This is a genomic window from Streptomyces sp. TP-A0874, from assembly GCF_001748085.1.
Classification (GTDB): Bacteria; Actinomycetota; Actinomycetes; order Streptomycetales; family Streptomycetaceae; genus Streptomyces.
The window spans coordinates 467,347-485,666 of sequence record NZ_BBZK01000003.1; the positions used below are offsets into that span (position 1 = coordinate 467,347).

The 18,320-nt window shown below is 71.9% G+C and carries 15 protein-coding genes and 2 tRNA genes; 11 read left to right on the forward strand and 6 right to left on the reverse strand.

Annotated features, from left to right (window positions below; all coding sequences use genetic code 11):
• Positions 1-461: 461 nt before the first annotated feature.
• Positions 462-830 carry a hypothetical protein gene (locus BGP73_RS01855; RefSeq protein ID WP_069811552.1) on the reverse strand — a complete coding sequence of 123 codons (369 nt, stop codon included), beginning with the start codon at positions 828-830 and terminating at the stop codon, positions 462-464.
• Between the two features lie 360 nt (positions 831-1,190).
• Here BGP73_RS01855 and BGP73_RS01860 point away from each other — a divergent pair, with 360 nt between their 5' ends.
• Entirely contained in the window at positions 1,191-2,396 is a 1,206-nt protein-coding gene (locus BGP73_RS01860; protein ID WP_069811553.1) for an RNA polymerase sigma factor, read from the forward strand.
• Positions 2,397-2,484: 88 nt separating this feature from the next.
• Here the strand turns inward: BGP73_RS01860 and BGP73_RS01865 are convergent, their stop codons facing one another.
• Both BGP73_RS01865 and BGP73_RS01870 read right to left on the reverse strand, forming a co-directional pair.
• Entirely contained in the window at positions 2,485-4,353 is a 1,869-nt protein-coding gene (locus BGP73_RS01865) for an ABC transporter ATP-binding protein (RefSeq protein ID WP_069812058.1), read from the reverse strand.
• 95 nt (positions 4,354-4,448) lie between these two features.
• Positions 4,449-6,203, reverse strand: coding sequence for an ABC transporter ATP-binding protein (locus tag BGP73_RS01870; RefSeq protein WP_069812057.1), 1,755 nt, complete (start codon positions 6,201-6,203; stop codon positions 4,449-4,451).
• Between the two features lie 346 nt (positions 6,204-6,549).
• On the opposite strand from BGP73_RS01870, the gene BGP73_RS01875 reads away from it, so the two are divergent.
• A complete protein-coding gene (locus tag BGP73_RS01875; protein ID WP_069811555.1) occupies positions 6,550-7,776 on the forward strand; it encodes an MFS transporter in 1,227 nt (408 codons plus the stop codon).
• Between the two features lie 40 nt (positions 7,777-7,816).
• Here BGP73_RS01875 and BGP73_RS01880 read toward each other — a convergent pair whose 3' ends face one another.
• Both BGP73_RS01880 and BGP73_RS01885 read right to left on the reverse strand, forming a co-directional pair.
• Positions 7,817-9,280 (reverse strand): FGGY family carbohydrate kinase, encoded by a 1,464-nt coding sequence (locus BGP73_RS01880; protein ID WP_069811556.1) that lies wholly within the window; start codon positions 9,278-9,280, stop codon positions 7,817-7,819.
• 60 nt (positions 9,281-9,340) lie between these two features.
• Positions 9,341-9,643, reverse strand: coding sequence for a hypothetical protein (locus tag BGP73_RS01885; protein ID WP_069811558.1), 303 nt, complete (start codon positions 9,641-9,643; stop codon positions 9,341-9,343).
• A gap of 158 nt (positions 9,644-9,801) precedes the next feature.
• Here BGP73_RS01885 and BGP73_RS01890 point away from each other — a divergent pair.
• From BGP73_RS01890 to BGP73_RS01920, 7 genes are all read left to right on the forward strand, one after another.
• A tRNA-Asn gene (locus BGP73_RS01890) sits at positions 9,802-9,874 on the forward strand.
• A gap of 196 nt (positions 9,875-10,070) precedes the next feature.
• Positions 10,071-10,147, forward strand: a tRNA-Ile gene (locus BGP73_RS01895).
• 481 nt (positions 10,148-10,628) lie between these two features.
• Positions 10,629-11,669 carry an iron-siderophore ABC transporter substrate-binding protein gene (locus BGP73_RS01900; protein WP_069811560.1) on the forward strand — a complete coding sequence of 347 codons (1,041 nt, stop codon included), beginning with the start codon at positions 10,629-10,631 and terminating at the stop codon, positions 11,667-11,669.
• A 31-nt stretch (positions 11,670-11,700) separates the two neighbouring features.
• Positions 11,701-12,741, forward strand: a complete 1,041-nt coding sequence (locus BGP73_RS01905; protein WP_244501079.1) for a FecCD family ABC transporter permease — start codon at positions 11,701-11,703, stop codon at positions 12,739-12,741.
• Positions 12,738-13,802, forward strand: coding sequence for a FecCD family ABC transporter permease (locus tag BGP73_RS01910; protein WP_069811564.1), 1,065 nt, complete (start codon positions 12,738-12,740; stop codon positions 13,800-13,802). Before BGP73_RS01905 ends, BGP73_RS01910 begins: the two co-directional genes overlap by 4 nt.
• Positions 13,803-13,938: 136 nt before the next feature.
• Positions 13,939-14,712: an IclR family transcriptional regulator gene (locus BGP73_RS01915; RefSeq protein ID WP_069811566.1), complete on the forward strand. Its 774-nt coding sequence runs from the start codon at positions 13,939-13,941 to the stop codon at positions 14,710-14,712.
• Complete coding sequence (locus BGP73_RS01920) at positions 14,709-15,605, forward strand: SMP-30/gluconolactonase/LRE family protein (protein ID WP_069811568.1); 897 nt, start codon at positions 14,709-14,711, stop codon at positions 15,603-15,605. The genes BGP73_RS01915 and BGP73_RS01920 overlap by 4 nt, the downstream gene beginning before the upstream one ends.
• Positions 15,606-15,698: 93 nt before the next feature.
• On the opposite strand, the gene BGP73_RS01925 is transcribed toward BGP73_RS01920, so the two are convergent.
• Positions 15,699-16,127 carry a MarR family winged helix-turn-helix transcriptional regulator gene (locus BGP73_RS01925; protein ID WP_069811570.1) on the reverse strand — a complete coding sequence of 143 codons (429 nt, stop codon included), beginning with the start codon at positions 16,125-16,127 and terminating at the stop codon, positions 15,699-15,701.
• Between the two features lie 104 nt (positions 16,128-16,231).
• Here BGP73_RS01925 and BGP73_RS01930 point away from each other — a divergent pair, with 104 nt between their 5' ends.
• The gene (locus tag BGP73_RS01930; RefSeq protein WP_069811571.1) at positions 16,232-17,251 is read left to right on the forward strand and encodes an NADP-dependent oxidoreductase; all 1,020 of its coding nucleotides are present in this window, start codon (positions 16,232-16,234) and stop codon (positions 17,249-17,251) included.
• Between the two features lie 154 nt (positions 17,252-17,405).
• Positions 17,406-18,233, forward strand: coding sequence for an EI24 domain-containing protein (locus tag BGP73_RS01935; protein ID WP_079127123.1), 828 nt, complete (start codon positions 17,406-17,408; stop codon positions 18,231-18,233).
• The last annotated feature ends 87 nt before the right edge of the window (positions 18,234-18,320 follow it).

Genomic DNA, 18,320 nt, shown 5'->3' on the forward strand with positions numbered 1-18,320 from the left:
GGAGGAAGGTCAGGGTCGAGTCGATGCCCTCGACCTCGCCGATCCAGTGCTCACCTGGGCCCGCTTGCGGCGCAGGAGCAGGTTCTTTTCGATCTCCGCGAGGCGGGGCAGCAACTTGGGGTTGACCTGGAGTATCGGGCAGCGGATGCAGGCGTGTTCGTGGTTGCAGGGGATGCCGTAGGGGCGTGCGCAGTTGGGGTCTGTGTAGCGACGAGAATCTTCGGTGGAACATCCTGTGATCTGGCAGTGGGCATCGGCGAGTTCCATGCGTCGTCGGTCCTGGGCGAGGATTACCTGGCGCGAGATGCCGGCCCGGCTGAAGGCCGTGCGCGAGGCAGCCGGTGGCGCGCTCAACGAACTCGGTCGCGCAACGTAACCCGCGGAGGGACGGTGGAGGCGAGGACGCGGCACGTGTCCTGGACCTTTTGGCGGGGGCGGAGACGACACCGGGGAAGGTTCCGTTATGAGACCGGCGCCCCATCGGGCAGGGCGTAACCCCTCTCCTCGTCCCAAGGGATGTCGATGTCGTCCATGCGCACCCGCCACTCGGCGTTCGGCAGGACTCGGCGCAGCCGCGTCACGGAGTCGAGTAGATGACCGATCACCGGCATGAGCCGGTCGTACGTACTGGGCATCCTGGTGGACCCGGCCAGTATCCCGTCGGGGTTGCTGCCGCCGTCCTCGTAGAGGTAGAGGTTCTCCTCGTCCTCGTCCTCGTCCTCGTACGGGAAGGTTGCCTGGCGGTCGGCGGCGATGCGATCGATGTCGGCTGCCTCGGTGGTTGTCAGGTGCGTCGCCCGGGACGCGCAGTAGTAGAGGGACACGCTCATGCGCTGAGCGTAGGAACGACCTCTGACAACGCTTCCGGAGTCGAAGTCACTGGGCGCCCGTTCAGTTGCTGAGGTCGGCCGTCCCGGCTCGTCGTCCCTCCTCTTGGGGCCCGCGGGCGGGAGAGGCAGCAACGGTGGCGTTCGTAGAAACCGGACGCACACCTCTCGTGGGCGGGGCGTGTCGTGGCCCACACTGGTCTGCGGTGCCCGATTCCGCACACGCCCGGCGGAGCCGGGCGAAACCGGCCGTAACCCTCACCGCTCGCGCGCGGTCGCGGCGCGGTGGCCGTCCACCAGCCGCAGCCGCCGCGCCGACACCTCCCGTCCCTCGCCCGGCAGCGATCACCAGGAGGTCGCCCCGTGCAGACCCAGGCCACCAGCCCCGATCCGACCGGCGCCGTGACCGTGCCGGCACCCCGCTCCCGGCCCGTCCACCACCAGCCAGAGAGGCGGGGACCGTCCCCCACCGCCGTGGCCGTTCCCCGGCAGGCGGCGCTGCCGACCACCCCCGAGGCTCGGCCGGCGTCCGCCCAACGGGCCGAGGCACCGACCGCCGTGCAGCTCTCCGCCGAACCGTCGGTGCTTCCTTCGCCTCCCGCCGAGGAGAGCGCCGCGGAGGACGACCCCAGGCGCCCGGGGCAGCGGGACGGGAACGGTCCCACCGCGGACCTGTTCCGCCAGTACCTGCGCGAGATCGGCCGGATCCGGCTGCTGAGCGCCGCCGAGGAGGTGGAGTTCGCCCGACGTATCGAGGCCGGCCTGTTCGCCGAGGAGAGACTGCTCCGCTCCACCGTGGCGGACCCGCAACTCGCCGTCGACCTCCAGCGGTTGGCCGCCCTCGGCCGGCAGGCCAAACGCCTTCTCATCGAGGCCAACCTGCGGCTGGTCATCTCCGTCGCCAAGCGCTACACCGGACGCGGGCTCACCATGCTCGACCTGGTCCAGGAGGGAAACCTCGGCCTGATCCGCGCGGTCGAGAAGTTCGACTACACCCGCGGCTACAAGTTCTCCACGTACGCCACCTGGTGGATCCGCCAGGCCATGTCGCGGGCGCTGGCCGACCAGGCCCGGACCATCCGGGTGCCGGTCCATGTGGTGGAGCAGATCAACCGGGTGCTGCGGGTCCAGCGCCGGCTGCTCCAGGAGCGCGGATACCAGCCGGGGCCCGAGGAGGTCGCCGGTCAGCTCGGCCTGACCGGCGAGCGGGTCAGTGAGGTGCTCTCCCTCGCCCGGGAACCGATCTCCCTGCACACCCCGATAGGGGAGGAGGAGGACGCCGCCCTCGGCGACCTCATCCAGGACGACGACGCGCCCGCGCCCGCCGAGTGCGCGGCCTTCTCGCTGCTCCGCGGCCATCTCGACGCCGTGCTGTGCACGCTCGGCGAGCGGGAGCGCGAGGTCATCCGGCTCCGCTACGGCCTCGTCGACGGCCGTCCCCGCACCCTGGAGGAGATCGGCAGCCTCTTCGGGGTCACCAGGGAGCGCATCCGCCAGATCGAGTCGAAGACGCTCAGCAAGTTGCGCGGCCACGCCTTCGCCGAACAGCTCCGGGGCTACCTCGACTGAACCCGCCCCCGGGACGCCGGGCCGGTGTCCCAAGGCGTCGGGGCGCGGCGGGCCGGTCGGCCGACCTCGGCGACCGGCCCGGACGCGCTCAGTCGACCTCGGCGACCGCCTCCGCGAACTGTGCGGCGTACAGACGCGCGTACGGTCCGCCCGCGGCCAGCAGCGACTCGTGGTCGCCCTGCTCCACGATCGAGCCCGACTCCATCACCAGGATCACGTCGGCGTCCCGGATGGTCGACAGCCGGTGGGCGATGACGAAGCTCGTCCGACCGTGGCTCAGTTGGGCCATCGCCCGCTGGATGAGGACCTCGGTGCGGGTGTCGACCGAGCTGGTCGCCTCGTCCAGGACCAGGATCACCGGGTCGGAGAGGAACGCCCGAGCGATGGTGATCAGCTGTTTCTCGCCGGCGCTCACCCCGGTGCCCTCGTCGTCGAGCACCGTGTCGTAGCCGTCGGGCAGGGTGCGGACGAAGCGGTCCGCGTGCGCGGCGCGGGCCGCCTCCTCCACCTGCTCCCGGGTCGCGTTCCGGGCGCCGTAGGCGATGTTCTCCGCGATGGTGCCGCCGAACAACCAGGTGTCCTGGAGCACCATGCCGATGCGGGAGCGCAGCTGCTCCCGCGGTATCGAGGCGATGTCCGTGCCGTCCAGCAGGAGCCGCCCGCCGGTCGGTTCGTAGAACCGCATCAGCAGGTTGACCAGGGTGGTCTTACCGGCGCCGGTGGGTCCGACGATCGCCACCGTCTGACCCGGCTCGACGGCGAGCGAGAGGTCCTCGATCAGCGGCTTCTCCGGCTCGTAGCGGAACGACAGCTTCTCGATGGTGACCCGCCCGGTCGGTTCGGTGCTGACCCCCGAGGGCGCGTCCGGCTCCTGCTCCTCGGCGTCCAGCAGCTCGAACACCCGCTCCGCCGAGGCGACCCCGGACTGCACCAGGTTGGCCATGCTCGCCACCTGCGAGAGCGGCTGGCTGAACTGCCGCGAGTACTGGATGAAGGCCTGTACGTCGCCGATCGACAGCGATCCGCTGGCCACCCGCAGTCCGCCGATGACCGCCACCAGCACGTAGTTGAGGTTGCCGATGAACATCATCGCCGGCTGGATGATCCCGCTGAGGAACTGCGCTCGGAAGCTCGACCGGTAGAGCGCCTCGTTCTCCTCGCGGAAGACCGCCGCGGACTCCTCCTGGCGGCCGAAGACCTTCACCAGGCTGTGGCCGGTGTACATCTCCTCCACGTGGGCGTTGAGCGTGCCGGTGGTCCTCCACTGTTCGACGAACTGCGGCTGGGACCGCTTCCCGATCCTGGTCGCGACGACCACCGAGACCGGCACGGTGACCAGCGCGACCAGCGCCAGCAGCGGCGATATCCAGAACATCATCGCCAGCACGCCGACGATCATGAGCAGTGAGTTGATCACCTGCCCCATGGTCTGCTGCAGCGTCTGGGTGAGGTTGTCGATGTCGTTCGTCGCCCTGCTCAGCACCTCGCCGCGGGGCTGCCGGTCGAAGTAGGAGAGCGGCAGCCGGGACAGCTTCGCCTCGATGTCCTCACGCAGCCGGTAGACGGTGCGGTTGATGGCGAGCGCGGCGAGCCGGCCCTGGGCGACGCCGGCCGCGCCGGCGACCGCGTAGAGCGCCAGCGCCGTCAGCAGCACCGTGCCCACGGCCCCGAAGTCGATGCCGTGGCCGGGGGTGAAGTCCATCGCCGCGAGCATGTCCGCGATGTCGCCGTGGCCGGAGTCGCGGGCGTTCTCGACGGCCTGCTCCTTGCTGACGCCCGCGGGCAGCTGCCGCCCGACGACGCCGGCGAAGATCAGGTCGGTGGCGTGTCCCAGGATCTTCGGGCCCAGCACGGAGAGCGCGACGCTCACCGTGGTGAGCGCCAGCACCGCGTACAGCAGCAGCCGTTCGGGGCGCAGCCGGCCCAGCAGCCGGAGCCCGGACTGGCGGAAGTCCATGGACTGCTCGGCCGGGCCGCCCATGAGCCGGCCGGGGCCGCCCTGCGGCGCGGGGCCCCGGCGCGGGGCCGCCGGAGCGGTCTTCTGCGGAGTGCTCATGCGGCGGCCTCCCGCTCGGTCAGCTGCGAGAGCACGATCTCGCGGTAGGTGTCGTTGTCCAACATCAGTTCCTGATGGGTTCCGGTGCCCACCACCCGGCCCTCGTCGAGGACCACGATGCGGTCGGCACCCCGGATGGTGCTCACCCGCTGGGCGACGATGACCACCGTCGCCTCGGCGGTCTCCCGGGCCAGCGCGGCTCGCAGCGCCGCGTCCGTCGAGTAGTCCAGGGCCGAGAAGGAGTCGTCGAAGAGGTAGATCTCCGGCCGCCGCACCAGCGCCCGGGCGATGGCGAGCCGCTGCCGCTGGCCGCCTGAGACGTTGCCACCGCCCTGCGCGATCGGCGCGTCGAGTCCGGAACCGACCTCGCCCTCCACACCGAGCCGCTCGACGAACCCCTTGGCCTGCGCGATCTCCAGGGCGTGCCAGAGATCCTCGTCGGTGGCGTCGGGGTTGCCGTAGCGCAGGTTGGAGGCGACGGTTCCGGAGAAGAGGTAGGGCTTCTGCGGCACCAGGCCTATGGTGCGGGCGAGCAGCGCCGGATCCAGCCGCCGGACGTCCACCCCGCCCACCAGCACCTGCCCGGCGGTCACGTCCATCAGCCGTGGCACCAAGTCGAGCAGGGTCGTCTTGCCGCTGCCGGTGGAGCCGATGATCGCGGTGGTCTCGCCGGGCCGGGCGACGAGGTCGACGTCCCGCAGCACGTCCTCCTCCGCCCCGGGGTAGCGGAATCCGGCGCCGCGGAGTTCGAGGTGGCCGTGGCGCTCCAGCTTCCGCACCGGGGCGGTCGGCGGCTCCACGCTGGTCTCGGTGGTCAGCACCTCCTGGATGCGCTCGGCGGCGACCTCGGCCCTCGGCACCATCATGAACATGAAGGTCGCCATCATCACGGACATCAGGATCTGCATCAGGTAGGCGAGGAAGGCGGTGAGCGCGCCGATCTGCATGCCGCCGCTGTCGATGCGCTGGGCGCCGAACCACAGCACCGCCACCCCGGCGACGTTCACCACCGTCATCACGGCGGGGAACATCATCGCCATCAGCCGGCCGGTGCTCAGTGAGACCTCGGTCAGTTCGGCGTTGGCCCGGTCGAAGCGCTCCCGCTCGTAGTCGTCCTTGACGAAGGCCCGGATGACCCGGATGCCGGTGATCTGCTCCCGCAGCACCCGGTTGACGGTGTCCAGCCGCTGCTGCTGGGTGCGGAAGAGCGGTCGCATCCGGCGGGCCAGCAGCATCACCAGGACGCCCAGCACCGGCACCACCGCGAGCAGCAGGGAGGAGAGCGGCACGTCCTGGCCGAGCGCCATCACGATCCCGCCGACGCACATGATCGGCGCCATCACCATGAGGGTGAACGACAGCAGCACCAGCATCTGGACCTGCTGGACGTCGTTGGTGGTCCGGGTGATCAGCGAGGGTGCTCCGAAGTGCCCCAGCTCGCGGGCGGAGAAGGTCTGCACCCGGTCGAATACGGAGGCGCGGACGTCCCTGCCCAGCGCCATCGCGGTGCGGGCGCCGAAGTAGACCGCCCCCACCGAGCAGCAGATCTGCGCCAGCGTCACCGTGATCATGACGCCGCCCAGCTGGAGGATGACCTTGGTGTCGCCGGTGACGACACCCCGGTCGATGATGTCGGCGTTGAGCGTGGGCAGGTAGAGGGCGGCCAGCGTCTGCACGAGCTGGAGCAGCAGGATCAACGAGATGGGTCTGCGGTAGGGCGGCAGATGGGAGCGGAGCAGTCTGATCAGCACGGGAGTCTCTCGATGCAGCGGGGAAGGCGGAGCCGCGAGCGGCGCGATCGAACGGCTGTCCATCTTCCGGCAAGGGCTCGGCGGCTTCCTCAAGGCGCGGTAAAAGTGTTTTCGCGCTCGGCGGAACACCGTCACCCGGAAGAAGACAGCGCTTAACCCTAAAGGCTGGACCTGCCCGAAGCACGACGATTTAACGACCGTGCCGGACCGGGACGGCCTCGGAGGGGCACGGTACGGCCGGACGCGCCTGCACACCGGGGCGGACCGCCCGTTGCGAGGGACGGACCGCCCGGAGTTCCGGAACCGCTCATCCGCGGGAGACCGGCCCACCGAAGAAGGGGCAGTGATGGCGACGGCACCTCCGGCGACATGGCGCAGGGTCGCCGTGGTCGCGGCGCTCATGCTGGCCGCGTTCAGCTTCAACACCACCGAAAACCTCCCCATCGGGCTGCTCCGGCTCATCTCCGCCGATCTCGGCGTCTCCCCCTCCGGCGTCGGCTACCTCGTCACCGGATACGGCGTCACCGTCGCCGTGGTGTCACTACCGCTCGCCCACCTGACCCGGTCGCTGCCGCGCCGCCACCTGCTGACGGTGCTGCTCGCCGCGCTGGCGCTGGCGAGCTGGGTCTCCGCGCTGGGCCCGTCGTACGGGCTGCTGCTGGGAGCGCGCATCGTCACGGCGGTCGCCCAGGCGCTGTTCTGGGCGGTCATGGGGCCGGTGGCGGTGGGGCTGTTCCCGCCCGAGGTGCGTGGCCGGGTGATCGGTGCGCTGTCGTTCGGCGGCTCCCTGGCGACGGTGGCGGGCGTCCCCGCCGGCACCTGGCTGGGGCAGCACGAGAGCTGGCAGGCGCCCTTCCTGCTGCTCGGCGTCCTCGGCGTCGTCTCGCTCGTGCTGATCGCCGGTCTGCTGCCGACCTCGCGCCCCGAGGAGGGGCACGCCGCGTTCGGCGCGGCACCCGACAGGCGGCGCTTCGGCATCGTGCTGGCCACCACGGCCCTCTCGGTCACCGGCGCGTTCGCGGGATTCACCTACGTGGTCGAGTTCCTGGACGAGGTGTCCGGGTTCTCCCGCGAGTGGACCGGTGGCCTGCTGGCGGTCTTCGGGGCCGCCGGAGTGGTGGGCGTGACCGTCACCGGGCCGCTGCTGGACCGGTTCCCCCGGGCGACCCTGACGGTGCCGGTGGCGGCCCAGGCGGTCGCGCTTCTGGTGATGTCCGGTGCGGGCACGCGACAGGCCGTCACCGTCGCGATGCTGGCGCTCCTGGGCTCCGCGGTGGGCCCGGTGTTCATGGCCACCCAGAACCGTGTGCTCCGGGTCGCCCCGGGACGGACGGAGATGGCGCTGGCGGCCAACTCGGCGGCGTTCAACGCGGGGATCGCGGCCGGCGCGCTGCTCGGCGGCGCCGCGCTGCCCGCAGTGCACGTCCGCGGCACCTTCCTGCTCGGCGGCCTGCTGACCGTCGCCGCGCTCGGTGTGCTGCTCAGCGAGTGGCGGCTGCCTCCCGCTGCCCTGCCCGACGCCCACAAGGCCGACCCGCCCGCCGTGCGAACCGGGGCCGCGGAGGGGGCGTGACCGTGCGCCCCCGAGAACCGCCCGGCCGGCAGGGGGCCGCTCAGCCGACCGAGGCCGCGCTCTCGAAGGCCTGCGGATGGGCCTGCTCGCGGACCGTCGTGTACTGCTGCCGCACCGCCTGCCCGACCGCCAGATCCCCACCCGGCTCGAAGGTCTGGACGGCCGCCTCCCGCCAGGCCGGCGGCTGGCGGTCGGAGAGCGTCCCCTGGTGGACGCCGAGCGCCCAGGCAGCCTGCCGCGCCGCGCCCAGCGCGGTGTAGTCGGCGGGCTCGGGAACCACCAGCCGGGCCCCGAGCAGCATCGGGGCCATGCTCTGGACCGCAGGCAGCTCCGCCGCCGCTCCCAGCAGGAACACCCGGTTCACCACCACCCCGCGCCCGCGGAGCACGTCCAACGCGTCCGCGAGCCCGCACAGCATGCCTTCGAACGCCGCCCGCGCCAGGTGCTCCGGCCGCATGCTCTCCCGGCGCAGCCCGAACAGGCTGCCAGCGGTGTGCGGCAGGTGCGGGGTCCGCTCGCCCGCCAGATAGGGCAGCAGGACCAGGCCGTGCGCGCCCGGCGTCGATTCCAGGGCCAGCCGGGACAGGCCGTCGAGATCGGTGCCGAGCAGCTCGGCCGCACCGCGGAGCACCCGCACGGCGTTCTGTGTGTGGACCGCCGGCAAGTGCACCCCGGTCGCGTCCGCGAAAGAGGTGATCAGACCGGAGGCGTCGGCCAACGCCTCCTGGTGCACGGCGAAGGTGGAACCGGAGGCCCCCAGGGAGACCACCGCGTCGCCCAGACCGACACCGAGGCCGAGCGAGGCGGCCATCGTCTCCCCGGTGCCCGCGGAGATCAGCAGCCCCTCGGGCGTCATACCGGCCGGCTCGGCCGGGCCGAGCACCTCCGGCAGTGCCACCTGCCGGCCCAGCGCCAACTCGACGAGGTCCGGCCGGTACGCCCCCGCCGCCGGCGACCAGTAGCCGGTGCCGGAGGCGGCGCCGCGGTCGCTGGTCCAGCGGGCCGGGCGGCCCAGCAACTGCCAGGCCAGCCAGTCGCCCGGTTGCAGCACCGCGGCGGTCCGGCGGGCCGCCTCCGGTTCGGTCCTGGCGAGCCAGCGCAGCTTGGCGACCGGCTGGGCCGGCTGCGGCACCGAACCGACCGCCTCCACCCACGCCTTGCGTCCGCCGAGTTCCTCGATCAGGTCGGCCGCCGCCAGTTGGGCCCGCTTGTCGTTGCCGAGCAGTGCCGGCCGGACCGGACGGCCTTCGGAGTCGAGCGCCAGCAGACCGTGCTGCTGCGCGGACACCCCGATGGCCTGGACCCCTTCCAGCAGGCCGCCGCCGGCGGCCTCTCCCAGCGAGACCAGCCAGCTCTGCGGATCGACCTCGGTCGGCTTGCCGCCGCCCGTCTCGCCCTCCGGATGGGCCGCGAACCCCTGTCTGAGCACGGCACCGGTCTCGGTGTCGCAGACGACGATGCGTGTGTACGCGGACGAAGAGTCCAGCCCGGCGACTATCCCCATGGCACAGATCATGCCCTACCGGGCGGTCCGTCCCGCCGGGGGCGGGCGGACCGCGGACCCTCAGGTGGCGCTCGACCCCCAGCCGTCGGCGGCGGCCGGCGCCTGCTGGTCACGTAGCGCCCGAACCCGCTCGGCGACCGCCTCGGGCAGCCGGTCGCCGAACCTCGAGTCGACGCTGTCGGCCGCCTTGGAGGCGACCTGGCGGCTGTTCTGCGCCGCCGACTCCGCGGCGTTACGGACCGCGGGGTTCTGCATGATCTGTCGCGCGGCGTTGCGGAGCTGCTCGTAGCGCTCCTTGCCGGCCCGGGTGCCGAGGACGTATCCCACGGCCAGTCCGGTGATGAAAGTGAGCCGATGCCGCATGGCTGCCATCCTCTCCTCGTGCCCGTACGGGCGCGCGCCACAGCCCTCCGGCCGCTGTTGCGAATACCGATTTCGAGACGCGCGCTGGCATGCGCTAATGTATTGCCCGCAGCGAGGGAACGCCCCCGGGAAGCCGGTCGGCGGGTCCGAGCAGGCAGTCCCCTGTAGCTCAATCGGCAGAGCAGCCGGCTGTTAACCGGCAGGTTACTGGTTCGAGTCCAGTCGGGGGAGCAGCAGATCAAGGCCCCGCCAGGGGCCTTTTTCATGCCCCGAGCGTCACTCGGACCCGTCCGGTGGATCTTGGGAACCGGAGCCACAGCGCAGTGCGTCGTCAGTGCGAGGCGTAGCGACCCGTACGGGCGGCAGATCGTATGAGCGGCTATGCTGCGGCAGACGGCGCGCACAGATGTGCGTGACACGCCGACACGGGGCGGTAGCTCAGCCGGTTAGAGCAACGGACTCATAATCCGTCGGCCGTGGGTTCGAGTCCCACCCGCCCCACCAGGTTCTCCCGCGGGACCGTTCTATCCGCGGATCGGCGAGAACGGCTCCGCCACTCCAGGGTGGCGACCCACGTTCATGCGTTCAGCCCAAGATTCCGGCGCCCAAGCGGCCGCACCGGAGCCGGCGGATGTCACAGGAACTCCGGCGGGTACACGCCGCCCCCTCCACCAGGGTGGGCGAAGCATTCCGCCGACATCCGCTCCGGGCCGGGTACTTCGCGGTTCCCCCGCGTCCGCAGCCCGCAGCGGGTCCGACCGTCCCGGTGTCCAGGGGCCGGGGCGTGCCCGGGCCGTCCGGGGACTGCCGACCGGCGAGTCCGAGGAGTCTCCTCGGCGGAAGAGGTGCGCGCGAGCATCTCACCTCGATAGGTTAGGCTGCCCTAAGTTCTGTGCGGCGGCCCTGCCGCGCGCCCTGACGAACCGAACACACACCGGGGCCCCGGCGCTGTCCGGTGCCGTGTCCCGGGGGGGAAGGCCCACTCATGCTCATCGCCGGTCGCCCGAAGACCCGCAGAACCCTCGCTGCCGCGGCGGTCGCCTCCCTGATGCTGCTCGCCACCGGTTGCGGCTCCGGTGAGCAGGACGACTCCGCCGACTCAGGTCGCGCCGACGGGGCCTTCCCGGTGTCCATCAAGAGCGCCCTGGGAACCGCAAAGATCGAGAAGGAACCGAAGCGGATAGTCACCCTGGGCCAGGGCTCGGCAGAGACGGCCATCGCCCTGGGGCACACCCCGGTGGGCGTCGAGGAGTACGCCTGGGGCAGCGACGACTCGGGCTATCTGCCGTGGATCCACGAGGCGGTGAAGAAGGCCGGCGACCCGCTGCCCGAGCAGTTCACGGGCGGGGACCGACTCGACATCGAGGCGATCGCGGAGCTGGCCCCGGACGTGATCCTCGCCCCCTGGTCGGGCATCACCCCGAAGCAGTACGACATCCTGAAGGACATCGCTCCCACGGTCGCCTACCCGGACAAGGCGTGGAGCACCGACTGGGACGAGCAGATCGACATCGTCGCCAAGGCGCTCGGCCAGCCCGAGAAGGGCGGCGAGTTGGTCGACGACATCAAGAAGCAGCTCAAGCAGGCCGCCGCCACCCGGCCGGAGTACAAGGACGTCCAGTTCTCGTACATCTACACCTCCGGACCCGGCACCCTCGGGGTGTTCAAACCCACCGAGCAGCGCGTCGAGATGGTCAGCTCCCTCGGGCTCAAGGTCGACCCGGTCATCGACACCTTCAAGGAGACCGAGGGGACCGACTCGTCCCTCATCGGCTTGGAGAACGCCGACAAGCTCAACGACAGCGATGTGCTGTTCACCTTCTACACGGACGACAAGACCCGCCGCGATGTGGAGAAGCAGCCGCTGTACGCCGCGATGCCGGCCGTGCGGAAGGGCGCCGTCGTGGCCAGCGACGACACCTCCTTCGTGACCGCCTCATCCATGATCAACCCGCTGACGGTGCCGTACAGCGTCAAGCGCTACCTGCCGCTGATCGACGAGGCCGTCGAGAAGGCCGGCAAGTAGGCACCGGCTCGGGGGTTCTCGTATGACCACCATGGCGCGGACCGGCCCGTCGCAGACCTCGCCGACCCGTGCGCCGGAGCGCACCGGGGCACGGCATACCGCGCTGCTCGCGGTCGTGGGGCTCGCCGCCCTGGTCGCGGTGTGTTTCGCGAGCATCGCGTTCGGGAGCAAGAGTCTGCCGCTGGAGCAGGTGTGGGACGCCCTCACCGGCCATGGCGACGCCTACACCGCCACGGTCGTCGAGAGCCGCTACCCGCGCACCGTCCTCGGCATCGTGGTCGGGTTGGGGCTGGCCGTCGCCGGGGTCCTGATGCAGGCGGTCACCCGCAACCCCCTGGCCGAACCGGGACTCCTCGGGATCAACACCGGGGCGGCGGCGAGCGTCGTCGCCGCCACCGCCTTCCTCGGGGTCTCCGGCCAGACGCCGACCCTGCTGTGGTCGCTGCCCGGCGCACTGGCGACGGGGGCGGTCGTGTACGTCATCGGCACCGCCGGCAGGGGGCTGAGCCCGGTCCGCCTGGTACTGGGCGGCGCGGTGATGACCGCGCTGCTGGGTGCCTTCATCCAGGCCGTGACGCTCAGCCGGCCGCAGGTCTTCGACAGCTACCGCTACTGGGTGGTCGGTGCGCTCGCGGGCCGGGGCTACGACGCCGTCTGGAGCACCCTGCCCCTGGTCGCCGCGGGGCTGGGGGTGGCGCTGCTCGCCGGACGGAGTCTCAACGCCGTCGCGCTGGGGGACGATTCCGCCGCCGCCCTCGGCGCTCGGCCGGAACGGGTGAAGGCCGCGGCGCTGCTCACCGCGGTCCTACTGAGCGCCGCGGCCACGTCCGCGGCCGGGCCGATCGCCTTCGTCGGTCTCGCCGTTCCGCATCTGGCACGCACCCTGGTCGGGCCGAACGTGCGGCGGCAGCTCGCGCTGAGCGCGCTGTTCGGGCCGACGCTGCTGCTCGCGGCCGACGTCATCGGCCGTCTCGTGGTCCGCCCCCAGGAACTCATGGTGGGGGTGGTCACCGCGTTCGCCGGTGCCCCCGCCCTTCTGATCGCCGTCCGCAGGATGCGAGCCACCTCATGACAGCTGGCCGATCGGCCGTTCTCGGCCGGCGCAACCAGAAGTTCGTCCTCAACGTCGGTCCGGCCGTCACCCTGCGCATGCAGGCCCGCGTGGTCTGGGCCGGTGTGGCGATCGCCGTGGCCGTGCTCGGCGCCTGCGTCCTGACCCTCGTATCGGGCCGCCTCGGCATCGCCCTGCCCGACCTGCCGTCCGCGCTCTCCGGTGACGCCACCGGAGTGCAGGCCTTCACCCTGGAACGGCTCCGCGGACCGCGGCTGACCGTGGCCGTCGCCGCCGGAGCCGCCTTCGGCCTCTCCGGGGCACTCTTCCAGTGCGTCACCCGAAACCCCCTGGGCAGCCCGGACATCGTCGGCCTGGGCCCCGGGGCAGGCGCCGGCGCAGCGCTCGTCGCGCTGCTCTTCCCGCAGCTGCCGGTGGCGCTGGGCGCACTGGTCGGCGCGGTAGCCGCCATGGGAATCGTCTACGTCTCGACCGGCTCGGGCTTCCGCAACCCGCAGCGGCTGGTCATCGCGGGCATCGGCGTCTCGGCGATGGCCACGGCCTTCATCCAGTACATCGTGTACGCCATCGAACGCGACCAGGCCACCGTCCTCAGCTCCTACCTCAACGGCAGCCTGACGGCGCGTTCCTGGGGCGACGCGGCCGCCATCGGGACCGTGCTGGCGGTCTGCCTGCCGCTGGCCGTCCTGCTGTCGCGGCCACTGGCGATCAGCGAGATGAGCGAGACGACGGCCGCGGCCCTCGGGGCGCGGCCCGGCCGCACGTTCACCTACGCCGTCCTGCTCTCGATCGTCCTGTCCGCCGGAGCCGTCACCTCCGCCGGGCCGATCTCCTTCATCGCGCTGACGGCTCCCCAGATCGCAAAACGCGTCACCCGGGGGACGGGGCCGCACCTGGTGCTGTCGGCCCTGATGGGAGCCCTGCTGCTGGTTCTCGCCGATCTCGCCGCGCAGAACTCGCCGGTCTTCGACGACCTGCCCGTCGGCATCTGGACGATGGCCCTCGGCGGCGCCTACCTCGGCCACCTCCTGCTCCGGGAGCGGCGCAGGGGCAGGCTTTGAGAGCCCTCCGCACGCCGGCCCCGGCAGCGGTCCGCACCCGGTCGGCCCACAGTGGTCCGTTGCCCGGCGACGACCCCGTGGATACGCTCGTCCGTGATACCGGCCGACGGCCGTGATCTCGGACGGAAGGGCGGCCATGGGGCGTCTGGTGCCGGCGGTGACCCGGGCCCTGGACATACTGGAGCTCTTCCTGGACGGCGACGGCACGCTCTCCGCACCAGAGATCACCCGCAGGCTGCGACTTCCCCGGACCACCGTCCACGAGTTGGTGAACACCCTCGCCACCCGCCGCTACCTGGTGGCGATCCCCGAACAGCCGGGGCGCTACCGGCTCGGCGTCCGCTCCTACCAGCTCGGCAGCCGGTACGCGGAGCAGCTAGACGTCGCCGTCGAAGGGGAACGAGTGGCCAGGGGCATCGCGGAGAGGTGCGGCGAGACGGTGCACGTGGCGATCCTGGAGGGCACCGACGTCATCTACATCGCCAAGGTGGACAGCACCCACGCCGTACGTATGGTCTCGGCGGTAGGCCGCCGGCTGCCCGCGCACTGCACGGCCGTGGGCAAGGCGCTGCTGGCCGCCCTGCCGGAACAGGACCTCGACGAGCGCCTCCCCGCCGGGCGGCGGCTCGCGGCGATGACCGACGAGAGCATCACCTCCGTCTCCCGACTGCGCCGCCAACTGACCGCCGTGCGGCAGCGCGGCGTGGCGATCGAGGAACGGGAGGCCAACCCCGACGTGAGCTGCGTGGCCGCCCCGGTACGGGATCGCCGGGGCACGGTGGTCGCGGCGCTCAGCGTCTCCGTGCCGGTGGTCCGCTGGAGCCGGCGGCGGTGTGCGGAGCTGGCCGAGTTGGCCGCCAGTGGGGCCGGCGAGTTGGAGAGTCGGCTCGGGCACCGGGGGCCGGCATGAGCAGCGGGGTGCGGGGCGTCCGCCCGGAGGTCGCGGTCCGGGCCGACGCGGCGCTGGGGGAGGGCCCGACCTGGGACCCGGTGGCGGAACGGCTGATCTGGGTCGACATCCTCTCCTCGAGGGTGCACGCCTACCAGCCGGCGACCGGGCGGCGGACGCTCCTCGCCGTGGAGCAGCACGTGGGAGCGGCGAAACCGCGGGCCGGAGGCGGTCTGGTGCTCAACCTGCGCGACGGCGTCGGCCTCCTCGACGACCCCTTCGGCGCATCGTCAGGCCCGGGGCCGGCCCGCCCGGTCCACTTCACCTGGCTGCTGCGCCACCCGGTGCCCGGAAGGCGCGGCAACGACGCCGCGGTGGCCCCCGACGGGGCACTGTGGGCCGGCACCATGCGGTACGACGAGGCGCCCGGCGGCGGGACGCTCAGCCGGATCGCCCCCGACGGTGCCGCGCTCGAAGTGCTGTCCGAGGTCACGGTCAGCAACGGCACCGGCTGGAGCCCGGACGGCCGGTCCCTCTACTACGTGGACACCCCCACCCGGCGTATCGACGTCTTCGACACGGACGGGGTGGCGGTGCGCCACCGGCGTCCCCTGGCCGAGATCGAGGAGGGCGCCGGCTACCCCGACGGGCTCTGTGTCGACGCCGACGGCTGCGTCTGGGTGGCGCTCTGGGACGGTAAGGCCGTCCGCCGCTACACACCGGACGGCCGCCTCGACCGGGTGATCGAACTGCCGGTGCGGCGACCGACCGCCTGCGCCTTCGGCGGGGCCGACCTCACCGACCTGTACGTCACCAGCGCCCGCGTCGGCCACCCGCCGCATCCGCTGGCCGGCTCCGTCCTGGTCCTCCCCGGAATCGGCCGGGGCCTGCCGCAGCCGACCTTCGCGGGTTGAGGGGTGAGCACCCGAGGCCGCCGGCCGGACGGCCCCGGCAGCAGCTCGTCCGCGGCCTTCTCCGGCCCGGTGACAGCGGAGCGGGATGCCGTATCAGGGGCGGATGCCGAGCACGCGCCGCAGCAGGTCCCGGAGCATGGTCCGCTCCTCCTCCGACAGTTCGCCCAGCGGCTCCCGGGCGAAGTCGAGCGAGCCGCGCAGCCGCGCCGCGGTGGCCCGACCCTTGTCGGTGGCGGCGGCCAGTTTCACCCGCCGATCGTCCGGGTCGGCCCGCCGCTCCGCGAGCCCCCGCGCCTCCAGCCGGTCGATGATGCCGGTGACGTTGGAGGGCTCGCACCGCAGGCGGTGGGCGATCCGGCGCATCGGCAGCGGTTCCACCGACAGCAGTCCCAGCACCCTTGCCTGAGCTCCGGTCAGGGCGTGTTCGGCGGCCGCGTCCTCGTACTCGTCGTGGTAGCGCGCCACCACATCGCCGATGAGCTCGACGACCTCGGCGGTCAGGGGGTCGCTGGATGCGGGCATGCCCCCAGGCTACCGCTTGCTTGACAGCATGAAACATAAAGATTTGGATCATTTCAGACATGAAGTTTCCCTCGGGGAAAGCGATCACAGGAGGCATGCGAAACATGGTCGAACTGCCCACCACCAGCCGTGAGTGGCATCTGGTCGCCAGGCCGCACGGCTGGCCCGAGCCGGATCACTTCGCGCTGCGTGAGGTGCCGGTCGCCGCCCCCGGCCCCGGACGGATCGTCGTCCGGAACAGCTACCTCTCGGTCGACCCGTACATGCGCGGCCGGATGGACGACGTGAAGTCGTACGTGCCGCCGTTCAACCTGGACGAGCCCATGGACGGGGGAGCGGTGGGCCGGGTCATCGCCTCCGAGGCCGAGGGCATCGAGGTGGGCGACCACGTGCTGCACCAGTACGGCTGGCGCGAGTACGCCACCCTCAGCGGACAGGGGGCGACCAAGGTCGATCCGGACGTCGCGCCGCTCTCCACCTACCTCGGGGTACTCGGCATGCCCGGACTGACCGCCTACGCGGGACTGCTGGAGGTCGCCTCATTCCGGGAGGGCGACGCGGTCTTCGTCTTCGCGGCCGCCGGAGCCGTCGGCAGCATGGTCGGGCAGATCGCCAGGCTCAAGGGCGCCTCCCGGGTGATCGGCAGCGCCGGCTCGGCGGAGAAGGTCGAGTCGCTCGTCAACGAGTACGGGTTCCACGCCGCCTTCAACTACAAGGACGGTGACGTGTCGGGGCAGCTGCGGGCGGCGGCCCCGGACGGTATCGACGTCTACTTCGACAACGTCGGCGGCGAACACCTCGAAGCGGCCATCGGCGCCCTCAACCGGCACGGGCGGGTCACCGTCTGCGGCATGATCTCGCAGTACAACGCCGTCGAGCCGACCCCGGCGCCCCGGAACCTCCCACTGGTCATCGGCAAGCGGCTGCGGATCGAGGGGATGCTCGTCACCGATCACGCGGGACTCCGGCCGCGGTTCGTGGAGGACGTCGCGGGCTGGCTGCGCTCGGGGGAACTGACCTACCGGGAAACCGTCGCCAACGGCATCGACCAGGCCGTGCAGGCGTTCCTCGGCATGCTGCGCGGGGAGAACGCCGGAAAGATGGTCGTCGCGCTCGAAAGCTAGCCCGGTGCCGGGCGCCGCGAGCCGGTGGACCGTTCCGGTCACGGCACCAGACGCCGGGCACCAACTCCACTGCCACGGCGGCCGTTCGGGCGGGCCGCAGCGGTCCGCCCAGACGCCCGCCGGGCCCCGGGGGCCGGCTGCTACGGTGACCCGCGTGCGAGATCTCGCGGCCGGCTTCGGCTATCTGGTAAAGGGACAGCGCTGGGTCTCCCGGAACACCCGCTGGTGGGTCTCCGGGTTGCTGCCCGCCCTCATCACCCTGGTCCTCTACGTCGCGGTGCTGGTCCTCCTCGGTTTCTGGGCCGACGACATCGCCGTCTGGATGACCCCCTTCGCAAACGACTGGGACGCTCCTTGGCCCGGTCTGCTGCGTGGAGTGGTCACCGCGCTGGTCTTCCTCGGCGGGCTGCTGTTCGCCGTGGTCTCCTTCGCGGCCGTGACGCTCCTGGTCGGCCAGTTCTTCTACGACGCCCTGGCGGAGCAGGTCGACGAGACGGAAGGCGGGGCCCCGCCGGCGCCGGAGGTGTCGCTCTGGCGGGAGCTGTGGATCGCCGCGTGGGACAGCGTCCTGGTGCTCGGCCGGGTCGCCCTCTACGGTGCGGTCCTCTTTCTCCTCGGCTTCCTGCCCTTCGTCGGCCAGACCGTCATCCCCGTGATCGGTTTCTGTGTCTCCGGCTACTTCCTCACGGCCGAGTTGACCGCCGTCGCACTCCAACGCCGGGGCGTCGACCTGGCCGGCCGGCTGGCCCTGCTGCGCGGCAGGCGGATGCTCAGCATCGGTTTCGGGGTTCCCCTGGCGCTGCTCTTCCTGGTTCCGCTGGCGGCGGTCTTCCTGATGCCCGGAGCGGTCGCCGGAGCCACCCTGCTCGCCCGGGACCTCCTGCCCCCGGAGGAGTGCGAGCCGGACCAGGATGCGGAGGAGCTCCCGGCGCGGCCGTCCGCGCCCGCCCCGCCGGGCCCGGTCTTCACCAAGGAGGGGTGACCGGGCGGTAGGGCAGCGGCCGGCCGGACCGTCCTCGACAGCGGGGGCCGCCCGCGCCCCGGAGCGGTCGGGCAGCCCCCGCCCCGG

Excerpts from the sequence above, each read along its gene's own strand:
- BGP73_RS01855 (WP_069811552.1), bottom strand. The coding sequence starts at position 830 with ATGAGCGTGTCCCTCTACTACTGCGCGTCCCGGGCGACGCACCTGACA.
- BGP73_RS01865 (WP_069812058.1), bottom strand. The coding sequence starts at position 4,353 with ATGGACTTCCGCCAGTCCGGGCTCCGGCTGCTGGGCCGGCTGCGCCCC.
- BGP73_RS01875 (WP_069811555.1), top strand. The coding sequence starts at position 6,550 with ATGGCGACGGCACCTCCGGCGACATGGCGCAGGGTCGCCGTGGTCGCG.
- BGP73_RS01880 (WP_069811556.1), bottom strand. The coding sequence starts at position 9,280 with ATGGGGATAGTCGCCGGGCTGGACTCTTCGTCCGCGTACACACGCATC.
- BGP73_RS01885 (WP_069811558.1), bottom strand. The coding sequence starts at position 9,643 with ATGCGGCATCGGCTCACTTTCATCACCGGACTGGCCGTGGGATACGTC.
- BGP73_RS01900 (WP_069811560.1), top strand. The coding sequence starts at position 10,629 with ATGCTCATCGCCGGTCGCCCGAAGACCCGCAGAACCCTCGCTGCCGCG.
- BGP73_RS01905 (WP_244501079.1), top strand. The coding sequence starts at position 11,701 with ATGGCGCGGACCGGCCCGTCGCAGACCTCGCCGACCCGTGCGCCGGAG.
- BGP73_RS01910 (WP_069811564.1), top strand. The coding sequence starts at position 12,738 with ATGACAGCTGGCCGATCGGCCGTTCTCGGCCGGCGCAACCAGAAGTTC.
- BGP73_RS01915 (WP_069811566.1), top strand. The coding sequence starts at position 13,939 with ATGGGGCGTCTGGTGCCGGCGGTGACCCGGGCCCTGGACATACTGGAG.
- BGP73_RS01920 (WP_069811568.1), top strand. The coding sequence starts at position 14,709 with ATGAGCAGCGGGGTGCGGGGCGTCCGCCCGGAGGTCGCGGTCCGGGCC.
- BGP73_RS01925 (WP_069811570.1), bottom strand. The coding sequence starts at position 16,127 with ATGCCCGCATCCAGCGACCCCCTGACCGCCGAGGTCGTCGAGCTCATC.
- BGP73_RS01930 (WP_069811571.1), top strand. The coding sequence starts at position 16,232 with ATGGTCGAACTGCCCACCACCAGCCGTGAGTGGCATCTGGTCGCCAGG.